Origin of the sequence: Mesorhizobium sp. (assembly GCF_004963255.1) — a bacterium.
GTDB lineage: Bacteria > Pseudomonadota > Alphaproteobacteria > Rhizobiales > Rhizobiaceae > Mesorhizobium.
Window position 1 is genome coordinate 1 of sequence record NZ_SUGA01000032.1, and the last position, 19,518, is coordinate 19,518.

22 protein-coding genes are annotated in these 19,518 nt (G+C 60.3%); 2 read left to right on the plus strand and 20 right to left on the minus strand.

The window, feature by feature from the left end; all coding sequences use genetic code 11:
• Window positions 1-303: 303 nt before the first annotated feature.
• The 8 genes from E5X34_RS25250 to E5X34_RS25285 all read right to left on the minus strand — a co-directional run bounded on the left by E5X34_RS25250 (window position 304) and on the right by E5X34_RS25285 (window position 7,767).
• Complete coding sequence (locus E5X34_RS25250; RefSeq protein WP_292570395.1) at window positions 304-495, minus strand: hypothetical protein; 192 nt, start codon at window positions 493-495, stop codon at window positions 304-306.
• A gap of 2 nt (window positions 496-497) precedes the next feature.
• Window positions 498-935 (minus strand): SMI1/KNR4 family protein, encoded by a 438-nt coding sequence (locus tag E5X34_RS25255; RefSeq protein ID WP_292570399.1) that lies wholly within the window; start codon window positions 933-935, stop codon window positions 498-500.
• Window positions 936-938: 3 nt separating this feature from the next.
• Entirely contained in the window at window positions 939-1,415 is a 477-nt protein-coding gene (locus E5X34_RS25260; RefSeq protein WP_292570402.1) for a hypothetical protein, read from the minus strand.
• A 108-nt stretch (window positions 1,416-1,523) separates the two neighbouring features.
• Window positions 1,524-1,748, minus strand: coding sequence for a hypothetical protein (locus tag E5X34_RS25265; protein ID WP_292570404.1), 225 nt, complete (start codon window positions 1,746-1,748; stop codon window positions 1,524-1,526).
• Window positions 1,749-1,947: 199 nt separating this feature from the next.
• A complete protein-coding gene (locus E5X34_RS25270) occupies window positions 1,948-2,559 on the minus strand; it encodes a T6SS immunity protein Tdi1 domain-containing protein (protein WP_292570407.1) in 612 nt (203 codons plus the stop codon).
• Complete coding sequence (locus tag E5X34_RS25275; protein ID WP_292570410.1) at window positions 2,559-5,240, minus strand: hypothetical protein; 2,682 nt, start codon at window positions 5,238-5,240, stop codon at window positions 2,559-2,561. Before E5X34_RS25275 ends, E5X34_RS25270 begins: the two co-directional genes overlap by 1 nt.
• Before the next feature lie 368 nt (window positions 5,241-5,608).
• Complete coding sequence (locus E5X34_RS25280) at window positions 5,609-5,932, minus strand: hypothetical protein (protein ID WP_292570413.1); 324 nt, start codon at window positions 5,930-5,932, stop codon at window positions 5,609-5,611.
• Window positions 5,929-7,767 carry a portal protein gene (locus E5X34_RS25285; RefSeq protein WP_292570415.1) on the minus strand — a complete coding sequence of 613 codons (1,839 nt, stop codon included), beginning with the start codon at window positions 7,765-7,767 and terminating at the stop codon, window positions 5,929-5,931. The genes E5X34_RS25280 and E5X34_RS25285 overlap by 4 nt, the downstream gene beginning before the upstream one ends.
• Before the next feature lie 182 nt (window positions 7,768-7,949).
• Here E5X34_RS25285 and E5X34_RS25290 point away from each other — a divergent pair, with 182 nt between their 5' ends.
• Entirely contained in the window at window positions 7,950-9,008 is a 1,059-nt protein-coding gene (locus tag E5X34_RS25290; protein WP_292570418.1) for an acyltransferase, read from the plus strand.
• 56 nt (window positions 9,009-9,064) lie between these two features.
• Here E5X34_RS25290 and E5X34_RS25295 read toward each other — a convergent pair whose 3' ends face one another.
• The 10 genes from E5X34_RS25295 to E5X34_RS25340 all read right to left on the minus strand — a co-directional run bounded on the left by E5X34_RS25295 (window position 9,065) and on the right by E5X34_RS25340 (window position 16,919).
• Complete coding sequence (locus tag E5X34_RS25295) at window positions 9,065-10,225, minus strand: acyltransferase (protein ID WP_292570422.1); 1,161 nt, start codon at window positions 10,223-10,225, stop codon at window positions 9,065-9,067.
• A 190-nt stretch (window positions 10,226-10,415) separates the two neighbouring features.
• Window positions 10,416-10,541, minus strand: coding sequence for a hypothetical protein (locus tag E5X34_RS25300; RefSeq protein ID WP_292570424.1), 126 nt, complete (start codon window positions 10,539-10,541; stop codon window positions 10,416-10,418).
• Window positions 10,510-11,079, minus strand: coding sequence for a hypothetical protein (locus tag E5X34_RS25305; RefSeq protein WP_292570427.1), 570 nt, complete (start codon window positions 11,077-11,079; stop codon window positions 10,510-10,512). Before E5X34_RS25305 ends, E5X34_RS25300 begins: the two co-directional genes overlap by 32 nt.
• Before the next feature lie 763 nt (window positions 11,080-11,842).
• Window positions 11,843-12,157, minus strand: coding sequence for a hypothetical protein (locus E5X34_RS25310; RefSeq protein ID WP_292570430.1), 315 nt, complete (start codon window positions 12,155-12,157; stop codon window positions 11,843-11,845).
• 9 nt (window positions 12,158-12,166) lie between these two features.
• Complete coding sequence (locus E5X34_RS25315) at window positions 12,167-12,382, minus strand: hypothetical protein (protein WP_292570432.1); 216 nt, start codon at window positions 12,380-12,382, stop codon at window positions 12,167-12,169.
• 1,292 nt (window positions 12,383-13,674) lie between these two features.
• The gene (locus E5X34_RS25320) at window positions 13,675-14,889 is read right to left on the minus strand and encodes a hypothetical protein (protein ID WP_292570434.1); all 1,215 of its coding nucleotides are present in this window, start codon (window positions 14,887-14,889) and stop codon (window positions 13,675-13,677) included.
• 219 nt (window positions 14,890-15,108) lie between these two features.
• Entirely contained in the window at window positions 15,109-15,537 is a 429-nt protein-coding gene (locus tag E5X34_RS25325) for a hypothetical protein (RefSeq protein ID WP_292570436.1), read from the minus strand.
• 33 nt (window positions 15,538-15,570) lie between these two features.
• Complete coding sequence (locus E5X34_RS25330) at window positions 15,571-15,990, minus strand: hypothetical protein (RefSeq protein WP_292570438.1); 420 nt, start codon at window positions 15,988-15,990, stop codon at window positions 15,571-15,573.
• Between the two features lie 204 nt (window positions 15,991-16,194).
• Window positions 16,195-16,623 (minus strand): hypothetical protein, encoded by a 429-nt coding sequence (locus tag E5X34_RS25335; RefSeq protein ID WP_292570440.1) that lies wholly within the window; start codon window positions 16,621-16,623, stop codon window positions 16,195-16,197.
• 14 nt (window positions 16,624-16,637) lie between these two features.
• Window positions 16,638-16,919, minus strand: a complete 282-nt coding sequence (locus E5X34_RS25340) for a hypothetical protein (protein ID WP_292570442.1) — start codon at window positions 16,917-16,919, stop codon at window positions 16,638-16,640.
• Window positions 16,920-17,094: 175 nt separating this feature from the next.
• Here E5X34_RS25340 and E5X34_RS25345 point away from each other — a divergent pair, with 175 nt between their 5' ends.
• Window positions 17,095-17,628 carry a hypothetical protein gene (locus E5X34_RS25345; RefSeq protein ID WP_292570444.1) on the plus strand — a complete coding sequence of 178 codons (534 nt, stop codon included), beginning with the start codon at window positions 17,095-17,097 and terminating at the stop codon, window positions 17,626-17,628.
• A 52-nt stretch (window positions 17,629-17,680) separates the two neighbouring features.
• On the opposite strand, the gene E5X34_RS25350 is transcribed toward E5X34_RS25345, so the two are convergent.
• Both E5X34_RS25350 and E5X34_RS25355 read right to left on the minus strand, forming a co-directional pair.
• Window positions 17,681-17,998, minus strand: a complete 318-nt coding sequence (locus tag E5X34_RS25350; protein WP_292570446.1) for a BPSL0067 family protein — start codon at window positions 17,996-17,998, stop codon at window positions 17,681-17,683.
• Window positions 17,999-18,015: 17 nt separating this feature from the next.
• On the minus strand, window positions 18,016-19,470 hold the full coding sequence (locus E5X34_RS25355; RefSeq protein ID WP_292570449.1) for a hypothetical protein: 1,455 nt from the start codon (window positions 19,468-19,470) through the stop codon (window positions 18,016-18,018).
• Window positions 19,471-19,518: the final 48 nt, after the last annotated feature.

Below are 19,518 nucleotides of genomic sequence, written 5' to 3' on the forward strand. Positions count from 1 at the left end.
GGCAACCTCACAGATCGCGACCACTCCCGAAAGGTGGTCAGGAAACACCGCTTACTATTGATCTGCTCATGGCTCAGTTGGGTAGTAATCGGTTGGCAGTTCAATGCTAAAATTGCCGGGTCGATATCCCTCCAGGTCGGGAGGCGTTCCATGTAAGTGCAGGCCCGCGTTTTATGTTAAATTTTCGCAGCCACTTAAGGGCTGAGGCGTATCGCCAAAGCGAAATAGTGCATTGCCACCGTAATTGCGACGCCTGCGGCTGATAAATCAGCTTGGTGAGGACATCGGAAGCCTCAACGCCGCCTACTTCTCCGCTCGCGCCGCTTTGCGCAAATCCCCGATAGTTCGATTCCAAAAGCGTACCAATTCAAAATGCTCTTGCCTGGTCACCCAGATTTTATTCTCCAGGCTGACTGGATCCCCACCAACGATGACGGGTGTAATCTCAAACAGCTCCATGCCCTTGCGGCGCGAGTGTCCGTTTTTGTCGCTCATTTTCATTCCGCCAATCGAGAAAATAGGTCAGCTATGTTACGCGCCGTTTTCAAAGCTAACTTCCTGTTCATGCCTACGAACGGAACGCGTACGATTGACATATTTGGATCCTGAGTATCAAAGCCATATCCTTCACCTCCTCCGTTCGATCCAAACAAGAAGATACCTGGCGCATATTTTTCGACTTCATACTCTCGATTGAAGTCCGCCAATTCTTCGGCCTTAAAGAAAACAACGTAGTTGTCGTGGACAAAACCCTCGCCGCCATTATGCTCTCTGAGGAAGTCGGTGTAGTCCTTGGGTAGCTCGACTCCCAAGCGTGCAGACAGTCCATCGACGACTTCGGGCTCAGCTGGCGGATCAAACTGCCCCTCGGTTAAGGTATATCTCACTGCTACCCTCGCCAAATCGAAACTGACCCCAGCCAAGACGGCCGACATCACTCAATTGCCTTTGAGCTCCGGCAAAATCCTTTCGTCGAGGAATTTGAGGCGACCGGCCAGCATTTCCGCATTGGCGGGCGTTGCATCGACGTTGACCGGTATTAACTTCGCCACCGACTTTCCTTGCCGAGCCGCCTCGACCCATTCCTCCAAGGCACCAATGTAGCCATCAAGAGCTTCGAAAGGCGTGGCGGCGTCATCAGCAGGGATATATGTCGGCGGCACGTCGCCGACGATCACCCATGTCCATCGGTTCACCTCTGGACGACCAGGCTCTATCTCGAAAAGGAAGATGTAGATAATTTCTTCGGCGCCATATCCAAAATATTCGCCTTTGATGGATAGGACCCAGTTGTAGAATTCGAGATACTGACGGGCCTCGACGCGGGCAGAATCGAGATCATCGTCGCCCGTGCTAACGTCGGCAGGGGGCAAGCGCTTGACGCTGCCTAGGTCTGGCTTTGCAAAATTGTCCATCAGCTAAGGGCTCAATCAAAGCATATGAGATTCTCAACGGGTCTAAGCGCCGTCAGCTCGCAGTCCGGCTTTGGCGACGGTCGCGAACAAAATCCACGACCAACCAGATCAACTGAGCACCGACGTATACCGGCTGTGAGACCAATCCGGCGCCCCGTCATGCGAGTAGCCGTAAGCGGACGCGACAACGGCGAGCGCCGCGCAAATGATATGCACCAGCAACAGGCGAGGCATGCCGCCATTCCAGCGCTTTGTGATCCACAGCAACAAGCGGCTCAGCAAAAATGTCGGAACCAGTGCCCCGAGCAGCATCGCGCCATAATCCGCCCCCATGTAATCCCCCTGTCTAATTATGAACACGCCGCAGTTCCGAACTGCGGTTCACTCGATAGAATCAAAGGCGAAAATGGCCGTTCTTCGCCCTTCACCTTCCGCCCTAACAATCTGTGATTGCAACTCCTTACATATATGCACTTATAATTGCACGCAAGCTTACCCAACCAAACGGTAGGCTGCCCTGGGCTTCTCGAGGTCACCCGCCTTTGACGTTTATCCGCGTCCCTGGAGGCAAACCCCTCGCTTTCGCGATGAGCTGAGCCGTAATGTGCCAATAAACTTCCAGATCTGTCAGTTCCAGATTTGCACTATCGTCTTTGCCGCCCAGGAAGAGCGGCACCTTGTAGCCGATGCATTGGTCGTAGGCAGGTTCGGCGCCACCATTCCCGCGCCACGTCGCGTAAAAATTCGAGGCCAAGGCGGCATCCTGGTACTCATCCAATTCGATTTCATGAAAAGTGCGGATATTGGCCGGAATCTGAAGCGCCTCGCCGGTCCCTGGCTCGAACATCACGACACCAGGCTCCCCATCCTCGGTTCGTTTGGTGTCAATGGCGAATGTCCTGCCCAACCAATCGTATCCAAAACAGGTAATGCGCCCGGCGAATGCAGGGAAGCCCACGACTATTCTGCTGCTCCACGCGGCCAAATCCTGGGCACGGACGATGCGGTAAAGGCCGTGATTGAACGACACGCCACTGAAACTGGAAAGCAGCTCATTCAGGCTTGGCACACCAGTGTCGATGCTCACAGAATCAGGCTTGCGGCCTGCGTCCGGAGAAAAGCTTTGTCGAAACTTTGGAAACATCACCGATCTCCGATCGTTACCTTGCCAATTCTCGTCCCGTGAGGCAGATGCTTTATCCGATGATATATCTGGGGACCCAAGCTACGGTTCACGCTTGAATCCAGCGGAGCCATGTTATGCGTCGCCTCCGCACCTCCCAATTGCAAATCGTGTACATGATCCACGTCGTGGCCGATAGGCACTTCATTGCCTTCTGCTTTGTACCTGGCACTGGCCGACGTCGGAGCACGAACCGACGGAGTGACTATCTTCTCAACCGCGTTTAGAGCCGCGACCTTTAGATCTGCCGCAAGTCGTTGTGCCGCTGTCCAATGCGGCATGTAAAACAGATGTAAGTCGGGACGATCGGAGCCGTTGGTTGCGCCTTCAGAACCAATCGAGGCCTCGCCCGCGTCCCGTGGGATGGCGGAATTCTCGTTCGTTCTAGGATCGGCCAGATAGGGCGATGCCCCGTCTATTTTAACATCCGTGCCGAAAGACGACTTTGCATCGGCGGGCCGGTCGGCAATTCTCGCCACCACCCGCCGACCAATCGCGCCGATCCCCTCGGCGAGCGCATTTGCGCCAGTGCCCAGGATCGCTCCAGCGCCCATTTCGCGCACGATGTCCCGGCCGTTGAGCGCAGCATCGACGCCGCCGAACACGGCCCCGTCGGCAGCCGCGGTGGTGCTTCTCGCCAGGAAGCCGGGGAAACCTTCAAGGGTTTCAGCTCCCAGCCTGCCCGTGAAGGTAAGGCCGGCTTTCTGAAAGCCTTGGCCGGTGAGGAAAGCGCCGAGCAGGTTTGCGCCTATGGCAGCCGAGCCGGCACGATCCTCGGCGTCTTCGGTTTCGGCTTGTTCGGCTGCCCGCAGTTCGGCGTAGCTCTTGTCCGAGAAGATCGCATTCAAGCCGGCGGCGATCGTGTCCGCCTGACCGAAAGTCGCGCCGTTGGCCATGAGCCTGACAGTGTCGTTCGCCGCCACAAATGGCTTTTGCCACCATGAGCCGGCATCGAACCGCACGCGCGCCGGATGCGCAGCCATCTCGATCAGATTTGCCTGCAGCGCTTTTCCCTGGGCTTCCAACTCCGCGGGAGTGATCTTTGGATCGTCCGACGCCTTTTGGCGCAGGCGTGCCAAAGCGGACTGGAAAACCTGTCCGGCGAAGGCGAAGCGCGTCTCCGGGTCACGCAGAGCCTTGAGTTTGTCACTCAGCTCGATGATGCGCGGCTGCAGCGGCACGCTGTCATCGACATATCTTGCGCCAAGGTCGTCCGAGAACTCCTGCGGGACAGCCAAAACCGTGCTGAAACCCAACCGCAGCTGGGCAGCTCTCGCCCACACAACGGCCGCTTGTAATTCCTCCGGCGTTTTGACCTTGCTCCAGTCTGGAGCATCGCCGCGAAACACCCCACTGGCGTACGCGACTGGATCGGCGGCGCGGGCGGCCATGATCAACTGAGCGGCGCCGGCCTTGACTTCGTAGCGTTTGCGCGCTTCCAGCGAGCCGCCGGGTCCAGGCCTGCAGTGTAGGAGCTCGGCACTGATCGCCTGGTTCGACGCCGCATGCATGTCGGAGTAGGCTTTGCCGATGCCGGTGTTGACCCGGAATAGTTTGAATCGTTCTGGGCCCAGGTCGGCGCCGTAGACCTGGACGAAGTCCTGAGCGGTTGGTTCTTCCTCAGGATATTTGCCGGTGGCCGCGATGACGGACGGCGCGCTCTGCTCGGCAAGCATGACCCGCGCATTCGCGCCGATCATCTGGACCGCGGTGGCGTTGTTGGCCTGAGTTTTCAGCGCGGCAATGTCGCCGGGTTTCAGATAGGTGATGGCATCGAGAGGTATGGCTGTGTCGCTGTCCGGCGACGGGCGTTCGCCGAACGCTTGCGCCACCATCTCGTCCGGCGTTTTTTGGCCGGTTGCCGCAGCTTTTTCATCCCGAGCCACAGCACCAAGCTGCGCCCTCACCGTCTCGCCCATGCCATCGCTCGCCACCGGGCCGGCGCTGAGCAGCTCGGCGGCGCGGCGCGGGTCCAGCGCGATCAGCGCTTGCAGGCGCTCTTTCGCCGTACGGGCGAGCCAGTCGGCTTCGGCCAGCGCCTTGGCTCGCGGGTCAAGGTCCATCTTGGCGATGAGATCGAGGCCGGCCTGGCGGGAGGCGTCGAAGGCGGTGGTGTCGTTCGGGTCGCTCTGCGCGATGTTGCTGAGCACGGCGGTGTGAACCTCCGCCGCCTGATCCTGCTCATATTGCTTGCGCCGCTGATTTTGCTGCGCCGCCATGCGCCGACCGCCTACGGCGCGAAGCGCCTCCTTGCGCGCGGCAAGACCGGCGCGCAGCTCGGGCGGCAGCTGTTTCAGGAAATTGCCGAACAGCGCGTCGAACACGCCGGTCTTCACAACCTGGCCGGTGTACGGATCGACCTGGCCATACATGGCATCGTGCAGGCCGGCGCCGTCGGCGGGCGCGTTGGCCACCGCATCGGCCTCGGCCTGGGCGAGCTCGCCGTTCAGCCGGCGCGCGGCGATCTCGGTGTCGAAGGCCTCTTGCTGCGCCTTGCGCTGCTCGTAGCGCTCGGCGGCGGCTTGCCACCGGTCGCCGAACTGCTGCATCGCCTCGCCGACCGGCGAGGAGTCCGGATATTGCACCGCATTGCCGGTATCGAGCCGGCGCTCGCCGACGAACAGGGGGATGATGTGGACCATTGGGCTGTTTCCTGGCCGGCGGTTTTGGGGGATGCGCGCAGCGGCGGGCCGCCAGAGGGTGGCGGCCAGTTCGGCGGTGCGGATGGTGAAGGTTCGGCGGGGGGCGCGGATGGCGAAAGGAGTGCGGCGAGAGCGCCTGCGTCCCCTTCTCCCCTTGTGGGAGAAGGTGGCCGCGAAGCGGCCGGATGAGGGGTGCTCCAGCTTGGCGGCCACTCATCCCCTTGTGAGGCGGGAGCCAAGTTTGGCGACGCCTCGTTTCTTCCAGCACCCCTCATCCGTCTCGGCGCTGGCGCGCCGATCCACCGCCCGGGGGCGAGCCACGGGCCTCGCCCCGTCCTTCAGACCCCACAGGGGGAGAAGGAGAGGCGTTATCTCTCCTCGGCGCGCGCCGCTTTTTCCAGCGCCGCGAGGTCGGCGTCTTCCAGCGTCAGGAACCCCATGATGTGCTGCACGACTTCGGCGCGGGCATTGCTCAGCGCGCTGTGCAGCTCGAAGCCGTCGGGCGTCTTCGTTCGGGCCAGCCAGTCGCCGTAGGAGGGGCGGCGGTAGTAGCCTGTCGTGGCGGTGAGGTCGGCCAGCACAAGCTCGCCATCCTCGCCGGAAAAGACGCGGCGATAGGCCTTGGTCAGCGCCTCGCGCGCGGCGAGCGGGCCGCCGGCGTCGGAGGGACGGGCGAAGCGTTTGCGGCTCATGCGGCACCATTGGCGGCGCCGCCCACGGGGCCGCCCTGGGAGTCAGGCACGGCGCCCTGCCCGCCGGGCATCGCGCCTTGCGTCGCGCCGGCCGAACCGGCAGCGCCGCCGCCTGCCCCGCCTTGGGCGCCCTGCATCATCGCCTGAAGGCTGTCGAGCAGGCCGCTGTCTCGCGCCTGCACGGCGGCCGGCACCGCGTCCTTGGCCACCTTGCCGGCGGTGGCGATCGCCGCCATGCCGGCCTGCGCCTGCTGTGCCTGGGCGCGCGCGCCGCGCATCCCTTCCACCTCGTCCTTGCGCCGGAAAATGCGCTGCGGGCTGCGGCCGGCGCTCTGCACGACGCGGATCGCCTCGTCGCCGTCGATATTGTCCATGATGCCGGGATCGAACTGCGCCATCTGCATGGCGGTGGTCACCACCTGGATGGTGTCGCGGGCCTCGGCCGAGCGGCGCAGCACGTCGAGCGGGCCGGTGAAGGTCGGCCGCACCGCCTTGCCGGCGAGGCTTTCCGGCGGGCGGAAGCGGCTGTCCTGGTCGTAGAGGCCTTTGTCCTCGAGGATCGACAGCTCGCGATCGAGATTGGCGGCAAAGCCGGCCTGGATGATCGAGCCGGAGGGACCGAGCAGCGCGCCCTTCTCCTCCTGGCGGATCAGCGCCTCGGTCGCGGTCATCTGCGGGTTCTGCACCAGCGTCTGGAAAAGGTTGACGAACATCATGTCGCGGATCTCCTCCGCCCGGCTCGCCGCATAGTCGAAGGCATAGCTCGGGTTCTGGCCGGTGGCGATCGGCTGGATCAGCGGCCGGCCATTGTCGTCGATCAGGCCAGGATAATTCTCGCCGGGATTGAGCACCGGCACATAATCGAGCCTGGCCTTGGAGGCCCTCGGCGGATCGGTGATCTGCTGCAGCGCGCGCAAGCCGGAGCGGCGCACGGCGTTCTCCTCGCGCACCGTGGTCAGCGCCTCGATGGCCGGCGAGATGCCGTAGGCGTCGCCCTCGTAGCGGCGCCAGTTGAAGGTCGAGACCGGGAAGGTGCGGAAGCCGGACTCGCGCACGATCTCCTCCTCGTCCTCAATGACGTGGTAAGAGGCGAAGGCCTGGTCGAGATACTGGTAGAAACCGCCCTTGCGGTACATGCGGCGCTCGTCGCGCGGCTGCACGCATTGGATCAGCGAGATCTTCTCCTCGCATTTGGCCGGGTCGTCGACCAGCGCCTTGATGCGCGCCGGCAGCTTTTCATAGCCGAGCAATTGCGCCGCCTGGCGCGCCGTGCGCTCGTAGCGGCGGTGGAAAATGTCGACCTGGCCCCAGCGGTTGCGCGACAGATAGCCCTCGACCACGGGGATCGAGGCGTAGCGGATCAGCGTGCCGCCGAACCCTTCCTCGGCATAGAGATAGGCCGGGCCGTAGCGGACGACGTTGCGCAGACAGGCCTGCGTCGCCGGCACGAAGTTGGAGTTGGCGGAATAGCGCAGCGCGAACAGGAAATCGCGCAAGGCCTCGGCCCATTCCTTCTCCTCGTCGGTTTCCTCGTCGTTCATCTCGGCCGTGGTCAGCCCATGCCATTTTTCGGACTGCGGGATGATCAGGCTTTCCAGACCAGCCGCAAGACGGTTGGCGGCGCTGTTGATGGTGTTGGCGTAGACGCGCGAACCGCGGCGCTCCTGCCGCTCGGCCTGGCTGTCCGAGCGGCTGGTGCGGCGGCCCGACCAGATGTCGGGCGCATCCGGATCGCAGAACTCCGCCACCGCCTCCCAGACGGGCTCGTAAGTGGCGCGTTCGGTCTCGAGTTCGGCCTGTCGCGACAGGATATCGCGGGCGCGGGAGTCGGTCATGTTGTGCCTTTCACGAGGGCCATGGGACACTGGTGGATGCATATCGGTCGCGTGCACCGCAAAAGGTTCTTGTGCGACGCAACAATCAATGCGTAGATGGGTTTGGGTAACGGCGGTGGGGTCACGATGGCCGGAGAGCGGATCTGAGACCCGAGACGACCCACTTCGACGCCTTGCACGGTTTGCGAGGCATCGCTGCCGTTCTGGTGATGCTTGGTCACTTCCGTGAGCTTACGGCGCCGCATCTTGATTTGGCGCCGTCAGGCTTTCTCGCCGTCGATCTGTTCTTTCTGCTGAGCGGCTTCGTGATCGCCCACGCCTATGACGAGAAGTTCCGAAAAGGCATGTCTTTCCGGGAATTCGCGGAGGCCCGCATCGTCAGGCTCTACCCGTTATATTTCGCCGGCATCGGCATTGCCGTGGCCTGCGTGGGAGCGACCATCGCGATGCACGGGCTAAGCTCGTATTCGCGGCTGGATTTGCTTGCGAGCCTTGCGTTTTCCCTGCTTTTCCTGCCGACGCCGCCGTCGCTTTCAGTCGGTCCAGATTTGCTTTTTCCGCTGAACGGTCCGGCATGGTCGCTTTTCTATGAACTTGTCGCCAACGCGGTTTTCGCCGCGCTGGCCCTGAGGCTCGCTCGCCGCTCGCTGGCCGCTATCTTCAGCCTTGCTTTCCTGGCGCTGGCGCTGATGGCGTGGGACGGCGTCAGCCTGGGCGGCGGCGCCCATTGGGACGGCACGATCGCGGCCCCCGCCCGGATCGCCTTTTCCTTCTTCCTCGGGGTTTACCTGCGGCGATATGCGACCGGAGACAGCCGGGATGGCAATCTTTACATGCCCATCCTGCTGGCGCTTTGCGCGGGACTGATGATCTTCCGGCCCGCCGAAAATGCGCAATTGTACGATCTGGCGATTATAGTGCTGGTCTGGCCCTGGCTTGTTCTCATGGCTTCCCGCTTGCGGCTCTCGGGCTTCTGGCGTGCGATCGCCCTGTTCTCCGGCAATATCTCCTACGCCATCTATGCGCTTCACACGCCGCTGATCAGGATCGTGAACATCCTCGACGAATCCGTCACCGGAACCTTGCGGAACCAGCACGGCCTGCCATTCGTCGTGGGAACATCCATTCTCGTCATCGCGGTTGCCGCGTTCGCGCACTACGTCTACGACAAGAATGTGCGGACGCTGCTGCGGCATCTGCTTTCGCTGCGGCGCGCACGCGAGGAAGTGACGCAGTTTTAGGCAAGCCGGGGTCTGCCGCACATTGGCTCGGCGGGCCGGCGATTGCGGCTTTGCTGCTACCCGACGGTACTTGGCTCAAGCGCTGGCTTCTTGCGTGCAAACCGGCGCAACACCACGCGTCCGAGTTGCTGCCCAGGCATCTCGATGAGCCTGTAGGTCACGAAGGACAGAAGACAAACCACCGGCAGCACGACCGCCAGCACGATGGCGAAGCGCAGCGGCGCGCCGAGGCCGTCGCCATAACGGGTAATCACGAAGGCCGCGACGGGCTGCAGCACCAGAAGATGGATCAGATAGATGCTGTAGGACAGTTCGCCGAGCACATGAAAGATGCCTCCGCCCAATGCGATGGCGACTTTTCGCGCCGCGGCGCCCGCCGCGCCGGGCAGCATCCGATAGAGGACGAGGGCAAAGAACCCAAGCACAAGCGCTTCGCGTATCAGGAACTTCGAAAGGCCGTGGCCGTCGCCGAAGGGGATCGCCGCGAACGCCATGGCCAGGGCCAGATGCACCAGGGGCCGCGGCTGATCCTTGCCCAGGACGCCCGCCAGAAGCATGCCGCACAAGAAAACCTGGATCTTCAGCGGCAGGAAGGACGGCATCGGGAAATGGACCGACATCGACTTCAGGGCCACCACCGCCAGGGCGCCGAGCGCCACAACGACTAGCGCGCTCCCGACCCAGCCGAAACGGCGCACCAGAAGCATGAGCGCCGGGAAGACCGCGTAAAACTGCATTTCCAGCCCGAGGCTCCAGTCGGGCAGCGGGGTCCGGTAGGCGAAGTTCGGGGAGAGGCCGAACAGGAAGGTCAGGTGGGCGACAATGTTCTTCAGGCCGCTGTCGAGGTACCGCTCAGGCGCCTGCGGCGCGCGGCCCACGAATGCGTCGATGACTGTTCGCGACTCGTAAACATACGGGCCGAGCGCCAGTGCGAAGAACAGCATGGCGTAGAACAGCGGCGCGATGCGGAAATAGCGCCGCGTCCAGAATTTGAGCCAGGTTTCAGGCCTTTGCCAGGGCTCCTTGTCCTGGCGCAGTTGATAGTGGAACACCATCAGGAAGCCGGAAAGCATGATGAAGAGATCGACGCCGAGTGCCGGGTCGCCAAGCACCGGGAGATGCCAGCCGGTCAGGAGCAGGCAGTGGCCGACCAGCACCCACAATGCGGCGGCGGCGCGAAGGCCATCCAGGCATTCGATGCGCGATGACTCGGTCATGCTCTCTCCATGCTGCAATGCAGCATGACCAGGGGAGTCTCAATGTCAACCCGGTTTCGGCACTCCCCTCCTCCGCTCGCGGCAAGGTTGGCCTCAGTCCGCCCGTTTTTTCACCAGCCGCGCATGCCGCCGCCAGTACCACCAGTCCAGCACGCGCCGACGGAAGCTGCGTTTCATCGCGGTCATGGCGTCACACTCCGAGCAGCACGCGGCGCTGTCCGGAGACATCGCTCGGCGCAAGATCGGTCTTGATGGTGGAGAGCGTGCCCTGGCGCTGCTCGAGCTCAGCGCGCAGCGCGTCTTCCCGCGCCTGCACATCCTTGTCCTGCGCGGTCGGCACCGGCGGCAGCGGCTTCAGTTCCGGGGGCTTTTGAAAGAGACACATGGTTCCAGCTTTCCCTTGTCCAGTCATGGAGGAAGAAGTCTTCGCCGTTCCTGCCATAGCCCGGCAGGCGGCAGCGTTGGGTAGCGCCGAGCCTGTCCAGCCAGCGCAAGGCAAGTTCATTGTCGGCAAGCGCCCTCGCCTCGACCCGCCATGCGCCCCGCGCCGCGACCTGCGGCCCCAGCACCGCGTGGAAGAAGCGGGTGATCTCGGGCACGCAGCGCCTCATGCGGCGCGTGCCCCAGCTCCAGGCGATCCACAGGCCGGCGCGCTGCTCGGCCGCGCCAAAACCGGCCTCCGGATTGCCGTCGAGCTCGGCGACATAGGCAAAGCCCTGAAGTGCGGTCAGCGCCAAGAGCGCCGGCGACCAATGGTCGAGCTGGCAGTCGATCTCGGCCCGGTCCTCCGGGCGCAGGTTCGCGGCGATATAGGAGAGGTCCCGCAGCGTGGCGGGGACAATGCGGATGGGCATGGGCAGACTCCCGCCGGTCAGCAGCGAGGCGTGCCAGCGACGTATGGTGTAGAAACTCTGACGCCCCTGGCCTCGGCGTACGTCTCGGAATTGGCCTACGATTGATGTGCCAGTGATACGCCTCGGCGTACTGGAACATTATTTTTCCCGTAGAGCTCTTCCACCACATCTTTGTCGAAATCATTTTCGTTTCTGATGGGCGAATTATCCGTCGTGGGTCATAAGGAACGCCCCGTGGTTGACAGACATTCTTTGATGAATCGGATTCGACGACCCTTTTTATTCAGTCGATTCCTTTGTCTCACGCTTGCTGTTTTGGCCACTCTGCCGACAATGCCGGGATATCCTTCCGAGGTGAAGGGCGAAAAATATTCGGTTCGATTTGTTGTCCGGATGAACGACGGGCAATATTTCAGTGGAAATTCACGGTGCAGCAGAAGGTATTATTGCGATATCCGATTTGGAAAATCGTTCGAACTCAGCGTCGGTGACTACGGAAAATCATACAATTTTTCTATGACGGACTATGATGTAACCTCCCTTCCATGCTGCACTTTTCCGAATGGTAAGCACAGTATGGAATTTTCCAAAACTGAAAATCGCGTTAGCATGATATTTTACCAGTCCGTCGCCGATGATTTGGCGTACAGACGAAGGGCGCAAATCGGAGAAATCTTCATCATAATATCAGAAGATAAATGAGATGCGCCCGATGACAACGCATCGTTGGCAGCCCAGAGAATTAGGCTCCCGTCCCGTAATCTCAACCGGCAAAGTTGTTGTCCACAAACATTTCCGCAAATTGCTGGGGCGTGAGCGTCACCTTGTTGTCGTGGGCGATTTTGAGATTCTTCTTCCACATATCGCGGATTGCCTCCGGCATGGTGTCGGGCATGCGGAGAGCCTTGGCGATCGCATCTTCCCACCGTCCATCGCCGCCATAGATGGCCTGCAGCTTGGGAGCCATGGCGTTTAGGGACTCTTCGGACTCTCGAGCGAGTTCTCCGATAGCCTTGAGCACATAGAATTCGAGCAGTCTAAGCAGCGGCTTGCCTTCATACCGCCTGTCGGTCGACATCTTGTTTCCTCATGCATCATTGGTGGCGTATTCGATGAGCCGTTGGCAGATGGCCGATTGGCTCGGCTTTTCCTCCTGGGACGCAATCCAGGCCTCGGTGAATTCGATCGCGATGAACACCTCGATGAAATATTTTAGGCCTGCCTTGGCAGCCTTCGCCGGCACCAATGCTGGGCTCGGGCGCAACCATCGCAGCGGAATCTTCGGTCCAAGGCTCCGCTGCATAAATTGTGTCGTCCTCGTCAAAGTCTGACAGCCGTCCAACGATGTCCAACAGCTTCGTTATTTTTGCCACATCGCCCTCCCCAGATTGAATCGCCAAACGCTACACGCTATGGGTGCATAGCCTTAATGTTTGGCAATGAAGATGTCGACTGGCTCGGGGCGCCGATGCCGTTTTCGCGAATGTCGCCGGGGGAGAACACCATGAAAGCACTCGTCCTTGCGCTTGGCTTGATGTTGCCCGCGCCGCTTGCCGCGGCCGAAGAGCCGATCAAATGGACATTTTCCCGCCACGGGGGAACCACGGTCGAGATCCCCGTCTTCATAGCCGACGGCAATACCAGGTTGCTTAAGGGAGGCGGAAAGGTCGGCTTAATTTTTGACTCGAAAGAGTATGGTGTCGAGTTTTCTCAATACAAAGTAATTGATGGGACCAACAAGCGCCCGATCGACTATGTCTACGCAGCGCCTGTTCCACCCTGTCATAGAGCGGCGCGAGCTCGGCAGACTGGTCGCTGGCGCCGGCATTCTCGCCTGTGCCTTCGGTTTGGTCCTCGGCGTGATCGAGGGCGATGCCGCTGCCAGCGTTGCGCTCCATTGTCCTGACCTCTTGTTGCTTGAAAATGTTCGCCGGCCTGGCAAGACCTTGCCTCGCCTGACGATCGCGCCCGGCGGAGGCGCCTGGGGTCCTGCGCGATCAGCGCTTCCAGGCACGCATTCGCGGCGCCGGAGCGTCAGGCGGACTCGATATGGGATTTGCGATGAGGACCCGGGCCCTCTGCCTTCTGTTCGCCATCAGGCTGGCGTCAGTCGGATAATTACAAACACCATATACAAAGACATAAATCCGGGAACACTGAACGCGGCTGCGCCAAAAAGAACAAGGGCTCGCCGGAGCGGCGTAAGCTGTTGCGACTTGACGCCCTTCGCCAACAGGAACATGGCGAATGCAAAACTGGGAACTCCCAGTAAGAATATTAAAACATCCACCTTAACATCTCCGACTTCAGCAGTATATATAAGTCCATTCAATGGAAAATCCAGACAATTCTGTATACTGCAAAATCCCAAATAACGAAGAAGCCCGGCAAACTCAGAAAAGCCGATATATAAATAGTGTATCGACCAATTTTCGGCCAGCGATCACTGCAGATTACGCCAACAAATGCCAAAAATATTGCGAAGACAAATGAGATAGAGCCAAGAAAGTAAAACCCCATCGACTACCCCTTAACGCCGGCTCCAAGTCAAAACCGGAGGCAAAATGAAGGCTCTGATCTCATTCCGGATCGCGACTACCAATTGCCGAATGACATGCCGCTTTCAAACCGCGCCCTTCCAACAGCCGCTTGCACGTCGTCGTAAGCCCTTTGCGCTTCATCTCGGCCAGAAATCTCCGCCGCGCTCAACGGATGGAGCGCCAAATCGCCGGCAATCTTAATCCGGAAAGCCCTGAGCGCCAGTCGAGCGTATTTGGATGCGTCCCTGCGCTCCTCGTCGGTCTTCAAGGCTGGATCCGTGGCGTAATCCTCATTGTCGAGATATGACTTCAATGATGCTGCAAGTTTCCTATCCGCTAAAATTGTATCGCCCGGCGTTTTCGCGTCATGGTAGTCCGCGTCATGCTGTTTGTAAAACCCGTTCTGAATATCAAAGGGCGGCACGTCAAAACCGCCACCCCATGTCCCGCCGGTCCAGCCACGACCGCCGTAGTTGCCATAGGTTGGCATATTTCGGTTGATCCTATCGGACAGGCTTAAAGGCTGGTCATCGCGGGTCACCCCTGCGGCGCCCAGCATTTCCAACGCGCGCTTGGGATCCCGCGCGATCAGCGCCTCGATCCGCGTCGTCGCCGCGCGATCGCGCCAAGCGGCTTCGGCCTGCAGCCGGCTTTCAGGATCGAGGTTCATCTTGCCGATGAGGTCGATGCCGGCCTGACGGGCGGCCTCGAAGGCGGCGTGGTCGTCGGGGTCGCTCTTCGCGATGCTGTCGAGCTCTTCGGCCTGGGCCGCCGCGAGATGGTCCTGCTCATACTGGGCGCGACGCTGCAGCTGCTGCATCGCCATGCGCACCGAGCCTGCCTCCCGCAGGGCCGGCTTGCGGCTGGCGAGGCCGGCGCGCAGTTCGGGCGGCGCCTGCTTCAGGAAATTGTCGAACAGCGTGTCGAACCGGCCTTCGAGCAAGACGCGCCCGCTATGCGGATCGACCTCGCCATACGTGGCGTGGTGCAGGCCCTCGCCGTCGGCCGGCGCGTTGGCCGCGACATCGGCCTCTGCGCTCGCGATCTCGCCATCCAGCCTGTGCGCCGCGATCTCGGTGTCGAAGGCCTGCTGCCGCGCCATGCGCCGTTCGTAGTGAGCGGCAACCTCCTGCCAGTAGGGATCGAGCGGGCCGGCCGGCGCAGCGCCGGGCGCCGCATCGCGGGGATCGGGGCGGCGCTGATCGGTGAAGAGCGGAATGATGTGGACCATGGGGTGCTTCCAGGCGCGCGGAGGCGCCGCCGGCGGCATGGCCAGCGCGCGCCGCGCCGGCTGCCGCTACGGGGCTGTCGGATCGGGGATTTCAGGGAGGCGGGAAGGCCGGCGTTGCGGAATAAAGGCGCCGGCGGCGCAAGCTTCAAACTACGGTGACAGTGCGTGATTTTCCGCTCGATCGAACGGAAACGTTGCGGACTTCAACAAGTGGAATCGCGTTCAGAAAATGAATGCGTCCTCACCGCAATTCCGATGCTATTCCTCATCGTAGGGTTCGACTATCGCAACGAAAATGCCCAACGAATCAAGCAGATCAAAAGCGCGTTCTGAAATGACGAGGCGGAAGGGCACTGCGATCCCGAAGTCGTCCTGACCCGCCTTTCCATGCACTTTCAACCAAACGAAACGCGGCAGCACCACGCCGGGTTGATCTTCCTGAAATTCTTCCGAGGTCGTCACCTCGGCGTCGGCAAACGTTGCGCCTGAAAAGCCCATCTTCTCCAACGCGCGCTGGGCTTCTTCAGTAACAAGGAAACAGGGAAACGTCGCAACAATCACGTCCCCGAACCATGCGTTCACCTCGTAGTGGAGCTTGGTTACGATCGGTGGATGAACGCTCGAGTCGAGAACCGTGCCTTTGCCAACCCCGCCAGCCGGGTGCGGCCGTATTTTAAAGTATTGCATCAGAGGAAGACCGATCAACCTGCAAGCTGAACCTCAGAAAGGTTCGATTAAAGCATGGGAGATGCCCAATGGCCTCAGGGCATCGAGCACACGCTCGGAGACAACATGCCGGTGGTCCTCGGCTAGCCCGAAATCGTCGTGGCCCGCCCTCCCATCCACTTTCAGCCAAACGAATGGCGGCAACTCCACGTCCGGCTGCATCTCCTCGAACAATTCGGACGTGGTTACTTTGACCTTGTCGGAGGTCGCTCCCGAAAAGCCAGCCGTAAGAAATTTCGCTTTTAGGTATTCAGTGACGAGACAGCACGGGAACGACGCAACCATCACATCATCCAGCCACCCGTCGAATTCATAGTGCAGACGTGTCACGATAGGAGGATGGACGCTTGTGTCCATAATGGCATCATCGCCAAGCCCGCCCGAGACTTCCGGTTCCAAATAGAAATATTTCACTGGCCCTCCCATTCCGGAGCGAAATCACCGACGTCCGAAATCGCCTCGTCAACGGCTCCACACCTCAGTGGTGCCGCAGCATCCTATGCAATCTATAATTGCAAGCCAGCCCCCCCCTGTTTAGGCGCCTACGGTCGTGGGGGGCGCGGGAACTCCTCAAAGCCGCGCGATCTTGTAGCCATCCTCACATTTGAAACGCCCAACCTACCGATCATCGTAAGGCTCGACTATCGCGAACGGAATGCCCAGCGATTCAAGCAGATCAAGAACGCGTTCCGAGATGATGAGGTGGAAGGGTACCGCGATCCCGAAGTCGTCTTGACCCGCTCTCCCATTCACTTTCAACCAAACGAAATGTGGCAGGTCCAGGCCGGGTTGATCTTCTTGACATTCTTCCGAGGTTGTCACCTCGGCGTCTGCGAACGTCGCGCCTGAAAAGCCCATCTTCTGCAGCGCGCGCTGGGTCTCTTCAGTGACGAGGAAGCAAGGGAACGTCGTAACAATCACATCCCCGAACCAGCCCTCTACCACATAGTGTAGCTTGCTCACGATTGGCGGATGGACACTCGAATCGAAAACTGTGCCTTTGCCGACCCCACCAGCCACGTTCGGCCATATTTTAAAAAATCGCATCAGAGAAAGACCGATCAACCGGCGAAGTTGTTGTCGACGAACATCTCAGCAAATTGCTGAGGCGTGAGCGTCACCTTGTTGTCGTGGGCGATTTTGAGATTCTTCCTCCACATATCGCGGATTGCATCCGGCATCGTGTCGGGCATGTGGAGAGCCTTGGCGATAGCATCTTCCCATCGTCCATTGCCGCCATAGATGGCCTGCAGCTTGGGCGCCATGGCGTTCAGCGTTGCGGCGGAATCTTCGGTCCAAGGCTCTGCTGCATAAATTGTGTCGTCCTCGTCAAAATCTGACAACCGTCCACCGTCCAACGATATCCAACAGCTTTGTTATTTTTGCCACGCCAGCCCCCAAGATTGAATCGCCAACCGCCACACGCTATGGGTGCATAGCCTTAATGTTTGGCGGTGAAGATGTCGATTGGCTCGGGGCGCCGATGTCGTTTTCCGAATGTCGCCGGGGGATAACACCATGAAAGCACTTGTTTTTGCACTTGGCCTTTTAGCAGCGTCATCGCCCTTTGCGATGGCAGAGGAGCCGATCAAATGGATCGTTTCCACGACTGGCGGAAGCCAGATCGAGATTCCCTCGTTCTTTGCCGACGGGAAGGTCGAACCTCTGTCTTCCTTCTCCGAAGGACTTACGTTTACACCCAAAAATTATCCGGATACCCATTTTCGTCAATATGAAGGAAGCGGAACGATAACTCCATTCGGGTATATCGCGCGCATGCTCGTCGACGATACTGAAAACTATGAAGACCAAACGAAAGATTATTACGAACGTAACCACCCTGGCGATAAAGTTACTTATACTTCCGATAATGCGTCCATCGGCGCGGTTTCCGGTACGCGCGCATACGGTGCTCTCATCTACTATGGCATGTGTCGGAAGCACGCCACCGATATCATAACCTGTTTCGATATGACCTGGAGCAAGAAAGATAAAGCGATATTCGAACCGATCGCTCAGCGTATCGCTCGGTCGTTCGGTAAAGATAGATGATCGTCATAGATTCGCAGATAGACGCCCCCAGGGACGACGATAAAAATCTGCTCTACCTTTCAATAATGTAGTAATAAGCGCCACTCTCAAGGCCCTGACCTGCACCCTCCCAGGGCCGGAAGGTTATGTTTGCGTTCCGACGCTTCCATTGATCCAAAATGAAGATCCCCGATTCATTTTGACCGAGGTAAATTCCGGTGTGACTAAATCCGCTTACCCCCCCAGATTGGCCCTTTGGTCCATAATGAATTTTGCCCTTTCCGTCACCCCAATCACCGTTGAACGTGGCGATGGGAGTCCCGGGTAAAATCTTACCATTTCCTTGTACTCTCTCTCCCTTTTTCCATGTTGAGGCAGGAATACCGGCCATACCTCCCACTTCCTTTGTCAACGCGACGCATTGGCCATTGCCGAAACTTTTTCCCAGAATTTTTGTGTAGGATTTAGCCCTCGCCTGGACGTCTTCCGGCAAAACTGAAATATTTGTGGTGCTGTTCCCAAACCATCCTTCAAGAGATTTTTCGACTGCGGTAGCTTTTTGCTGAAATCGATAGAAGGAGCCTTCGGACTCCCTGGCGGCGGCTTCATCTGTTCTGATGGGACCTCCTTCAAGTCAACCCGCAAATTGGAATTGTCGTCCGCGGATTGGGACGCCGGGTCAGATGTTCCAGAAGGAACGCCCGGACGCTCTGGCGGCGGATCTATCTGCTCCGGCAGCACCTGCGTCAGTTCAACCGGCGCATCAAAATTGTCATTGGCAAGCCCGGACGCGGATACCAGGGAACCACTGTCGGCAGCGACCGGAGAGTCACCAGCCGCAAGGGTCTCGGAGGATTGCGCAGGCGCCCGCGTCGAAGGCGACGCATCCTGGCTCTCAAAGGGTGCCTTTGAGGGCAACCCAAAGCGCTTGTCGAAATCATCCTGCCCAAGCGGGGTTACCTTCTGCGTCTGCCCGCCAAGCAATCCAGCCTCGGCAAACTGCTGCTTGACCGCCGCCTTGACGACCGGATCCGTCGTTCCGGAAAGCAGGCCGTTCATCCCGGCCCACATGTCTTGCGGCGGCATTCCGCCGAGCTCTTTCAGCACCGATCGCGGCACGGGCTCAGCGTTCTCGATGCCGAGATAGCGCTGCGTGGCGATGGTGAGGGCCAGCGCGTTCCGGACCGCGGCGGGGTCGCGCCAGCCCTGGGCCGCCGCGGCGCGCCAGGCCTCGTTCGCCTGCGGAAACGCCTTGACGGCCTCGCCGGCAGGATCGTTCTGCCTGGCTTCCAGCACGTGTTGGGCGGCAGCGGCGGTTATCCGGTAGCGCGACTGGCCCTCCGGCGAATTCGCCGCGCCGACGGCTGCGTCCAGCAGCTGGCTGTTTATGTCCCGGGCCGGCATGACACGCATGTCGAAGGCCTGCTTGCCCGTCCCCACGCTCTGGTCGAACTTCGCCAGTTGCCGGCGGCCTTCCTCGACGCCGAAGACATAGGCGAAGTCCTCGGGCTTGGGCATCACGCCGGCATAGCTGCCGGTGTCCGCAAAAGCCTTCGGGGCGTTCTGAAAGGCCAGAGAGATATTGGCGCGCGCGCCGACCAGCTGGGAGACATTGGCGGCGCGCGCACGCCGGGCAAGAGCGCCGGCGGAGCCCGGCGTGAGATCGGCAAGCACGGCGGCGAGCGGCCGATCCTTGTCCGTCAGGGCATCGACCGGCCGGTCCTTCGCCAGCGCCTGTTTCACCCTGTCATAGAGCGGCGCGAGATCGGCGGACTGGTCGCTGGCGCCGGCATTCTCGCCGGTGCCTTCGGTCTGGTCGTCGGCGCTATCCAGGAGCGTTCCGTCGCCGATCTTACGATCCATTGTTTTGACCCTTGTAACTCTGGGATGAGTGCGAGGTGCCCTGCTCGG

Bases quoted from the DNA above. Each gene is read 5' to 3' on its own strand.
- E5X34_RS25250 (WP_292570395.1), bottom strand. From the start codon at position 495: ATGAGCGACAAAAACGGACACTCGCGCCGCAAGGGCATGGAGCTGTTT.
- E5X34_RS25255 (WP_292570399.1), bottom strand. From the start codon at position 935: ATGTCGGCCGTCTTGGCTGGGGTCAGTTTCGATTTGGCGAGGGTAGCA.
- E5X34_RS25260 (WP_292570402.1), bottom strand. From the start codon at position 1,415: ATGGACAATTTTGCAAAGCCAGACCTAGGCAGCGTCAAGCGCTTGCCC.
- E5X34_RS25265 (WP_292570404.1), bottom strand. From the start codon at position 1,748: ATGGGGGCGGATTATGGCGCGATGCTGCTCGGGGCACTGGTTCCGACA.
- E5X34_RS25270 (WP_292570407.1), bottom strand. From the start codon at position 2,559: ATGTTTCCAAAGTTTCGACAAAGCTTTTCTCCGGACGCAGGCCGCAAG.
- E5X34_RS25275 (WP_292570410.1), bottom strand. From the start codon at position 5,240: ATGGTCCACATCATCCCCCTGTTCGTCGGCGAGCGCCGGCTCGATACC.
- E5X34_RS25280 (WP_292570413.1), bottom strand. From the start codon at position 5,932: ATGAGCCGCAAACGCTTCGCCCGTCCCTCCGACGCCGGCGGCCCGCTC.
- E5X34_RS25285 (WP_292570415.1), bottom strand. From the start codon at position 7,767: ATGACCGACTCCCGCGCCCGCGATATCCTGTCGCGACAGGCCGAACTC.
- E5X34_RS25295 (WP_292570422.1), bottom strand. From the start codon at position 10,225: ATGACCGAGTCATCGCGCATCGAATGCCTGGATGGCCTTCGCGCCGCC.
- E5X34_RS25305 (WP_292570427.1), bottom strand. From the start codon at position 11,079: ATGCCCATCCGCATTGTCCCCGCCACGCTGCGGGACCTCTCCTATATC.
- E5X34_RS25310 (WP_292570430.1), bottom strand. From the start codon at position 12,157: ATGTCGACCGACAGGCGGTATGAAGGCAAGCCGCTGCTTAGACTGCTC.
- E5X34_RS25315 (WP_292570432.1), bottom strand. From the start codon at position 12,382: ATGCAGCGGAGCCTTGGACCGAAGATTCCGCTGCGATGGTTGCGCCCG.
- E5X34_RS25320 (WP_292570434.1), bottom strand. From the start codon at position 14,889: ATGCCGCCGGCGGCGCCTCCGCGCGCCTGGAAGCACCCCATGGTCCAC.
- E5X34_RS25325 (WP_292570436.1), bottom strand. From the start codon at position 15,537: ATGCAATACTTTAAAATACGGCCGCACCCGGCTGGCGGGGTTGGCAAA.
- E5X34_RS25335 (WP_292570440.1), bottom strand. From the start codon at position 16,623: ATGCGATTTTTTAAAATATGGCCGAACGTGGCTGGTGGGGTCGGCAAA.
- E5X34_RS25345 (WP_292570444.1), top strand. From the start codon at position 17,095: ATGAAAGCACTTGTTTTTGCACTTGGCCTTTTAGCAGCGTCATCGCCC.
- E5X34_RS25350 (WP_292570446.1), bottom strand. From the start codon at position 17,998: ATGGCCGGTATTCCTGCCTCAACATGGAAAAAGGGAGAGAGAGTACAA.
- E5X34_RS25355 (WP_292570449.1), bottom strand. From the start codon at position 19,470: ATGGATCGTAAGATCGGCGACGGAACGCTCCTGGATAGCGCCGACGAC.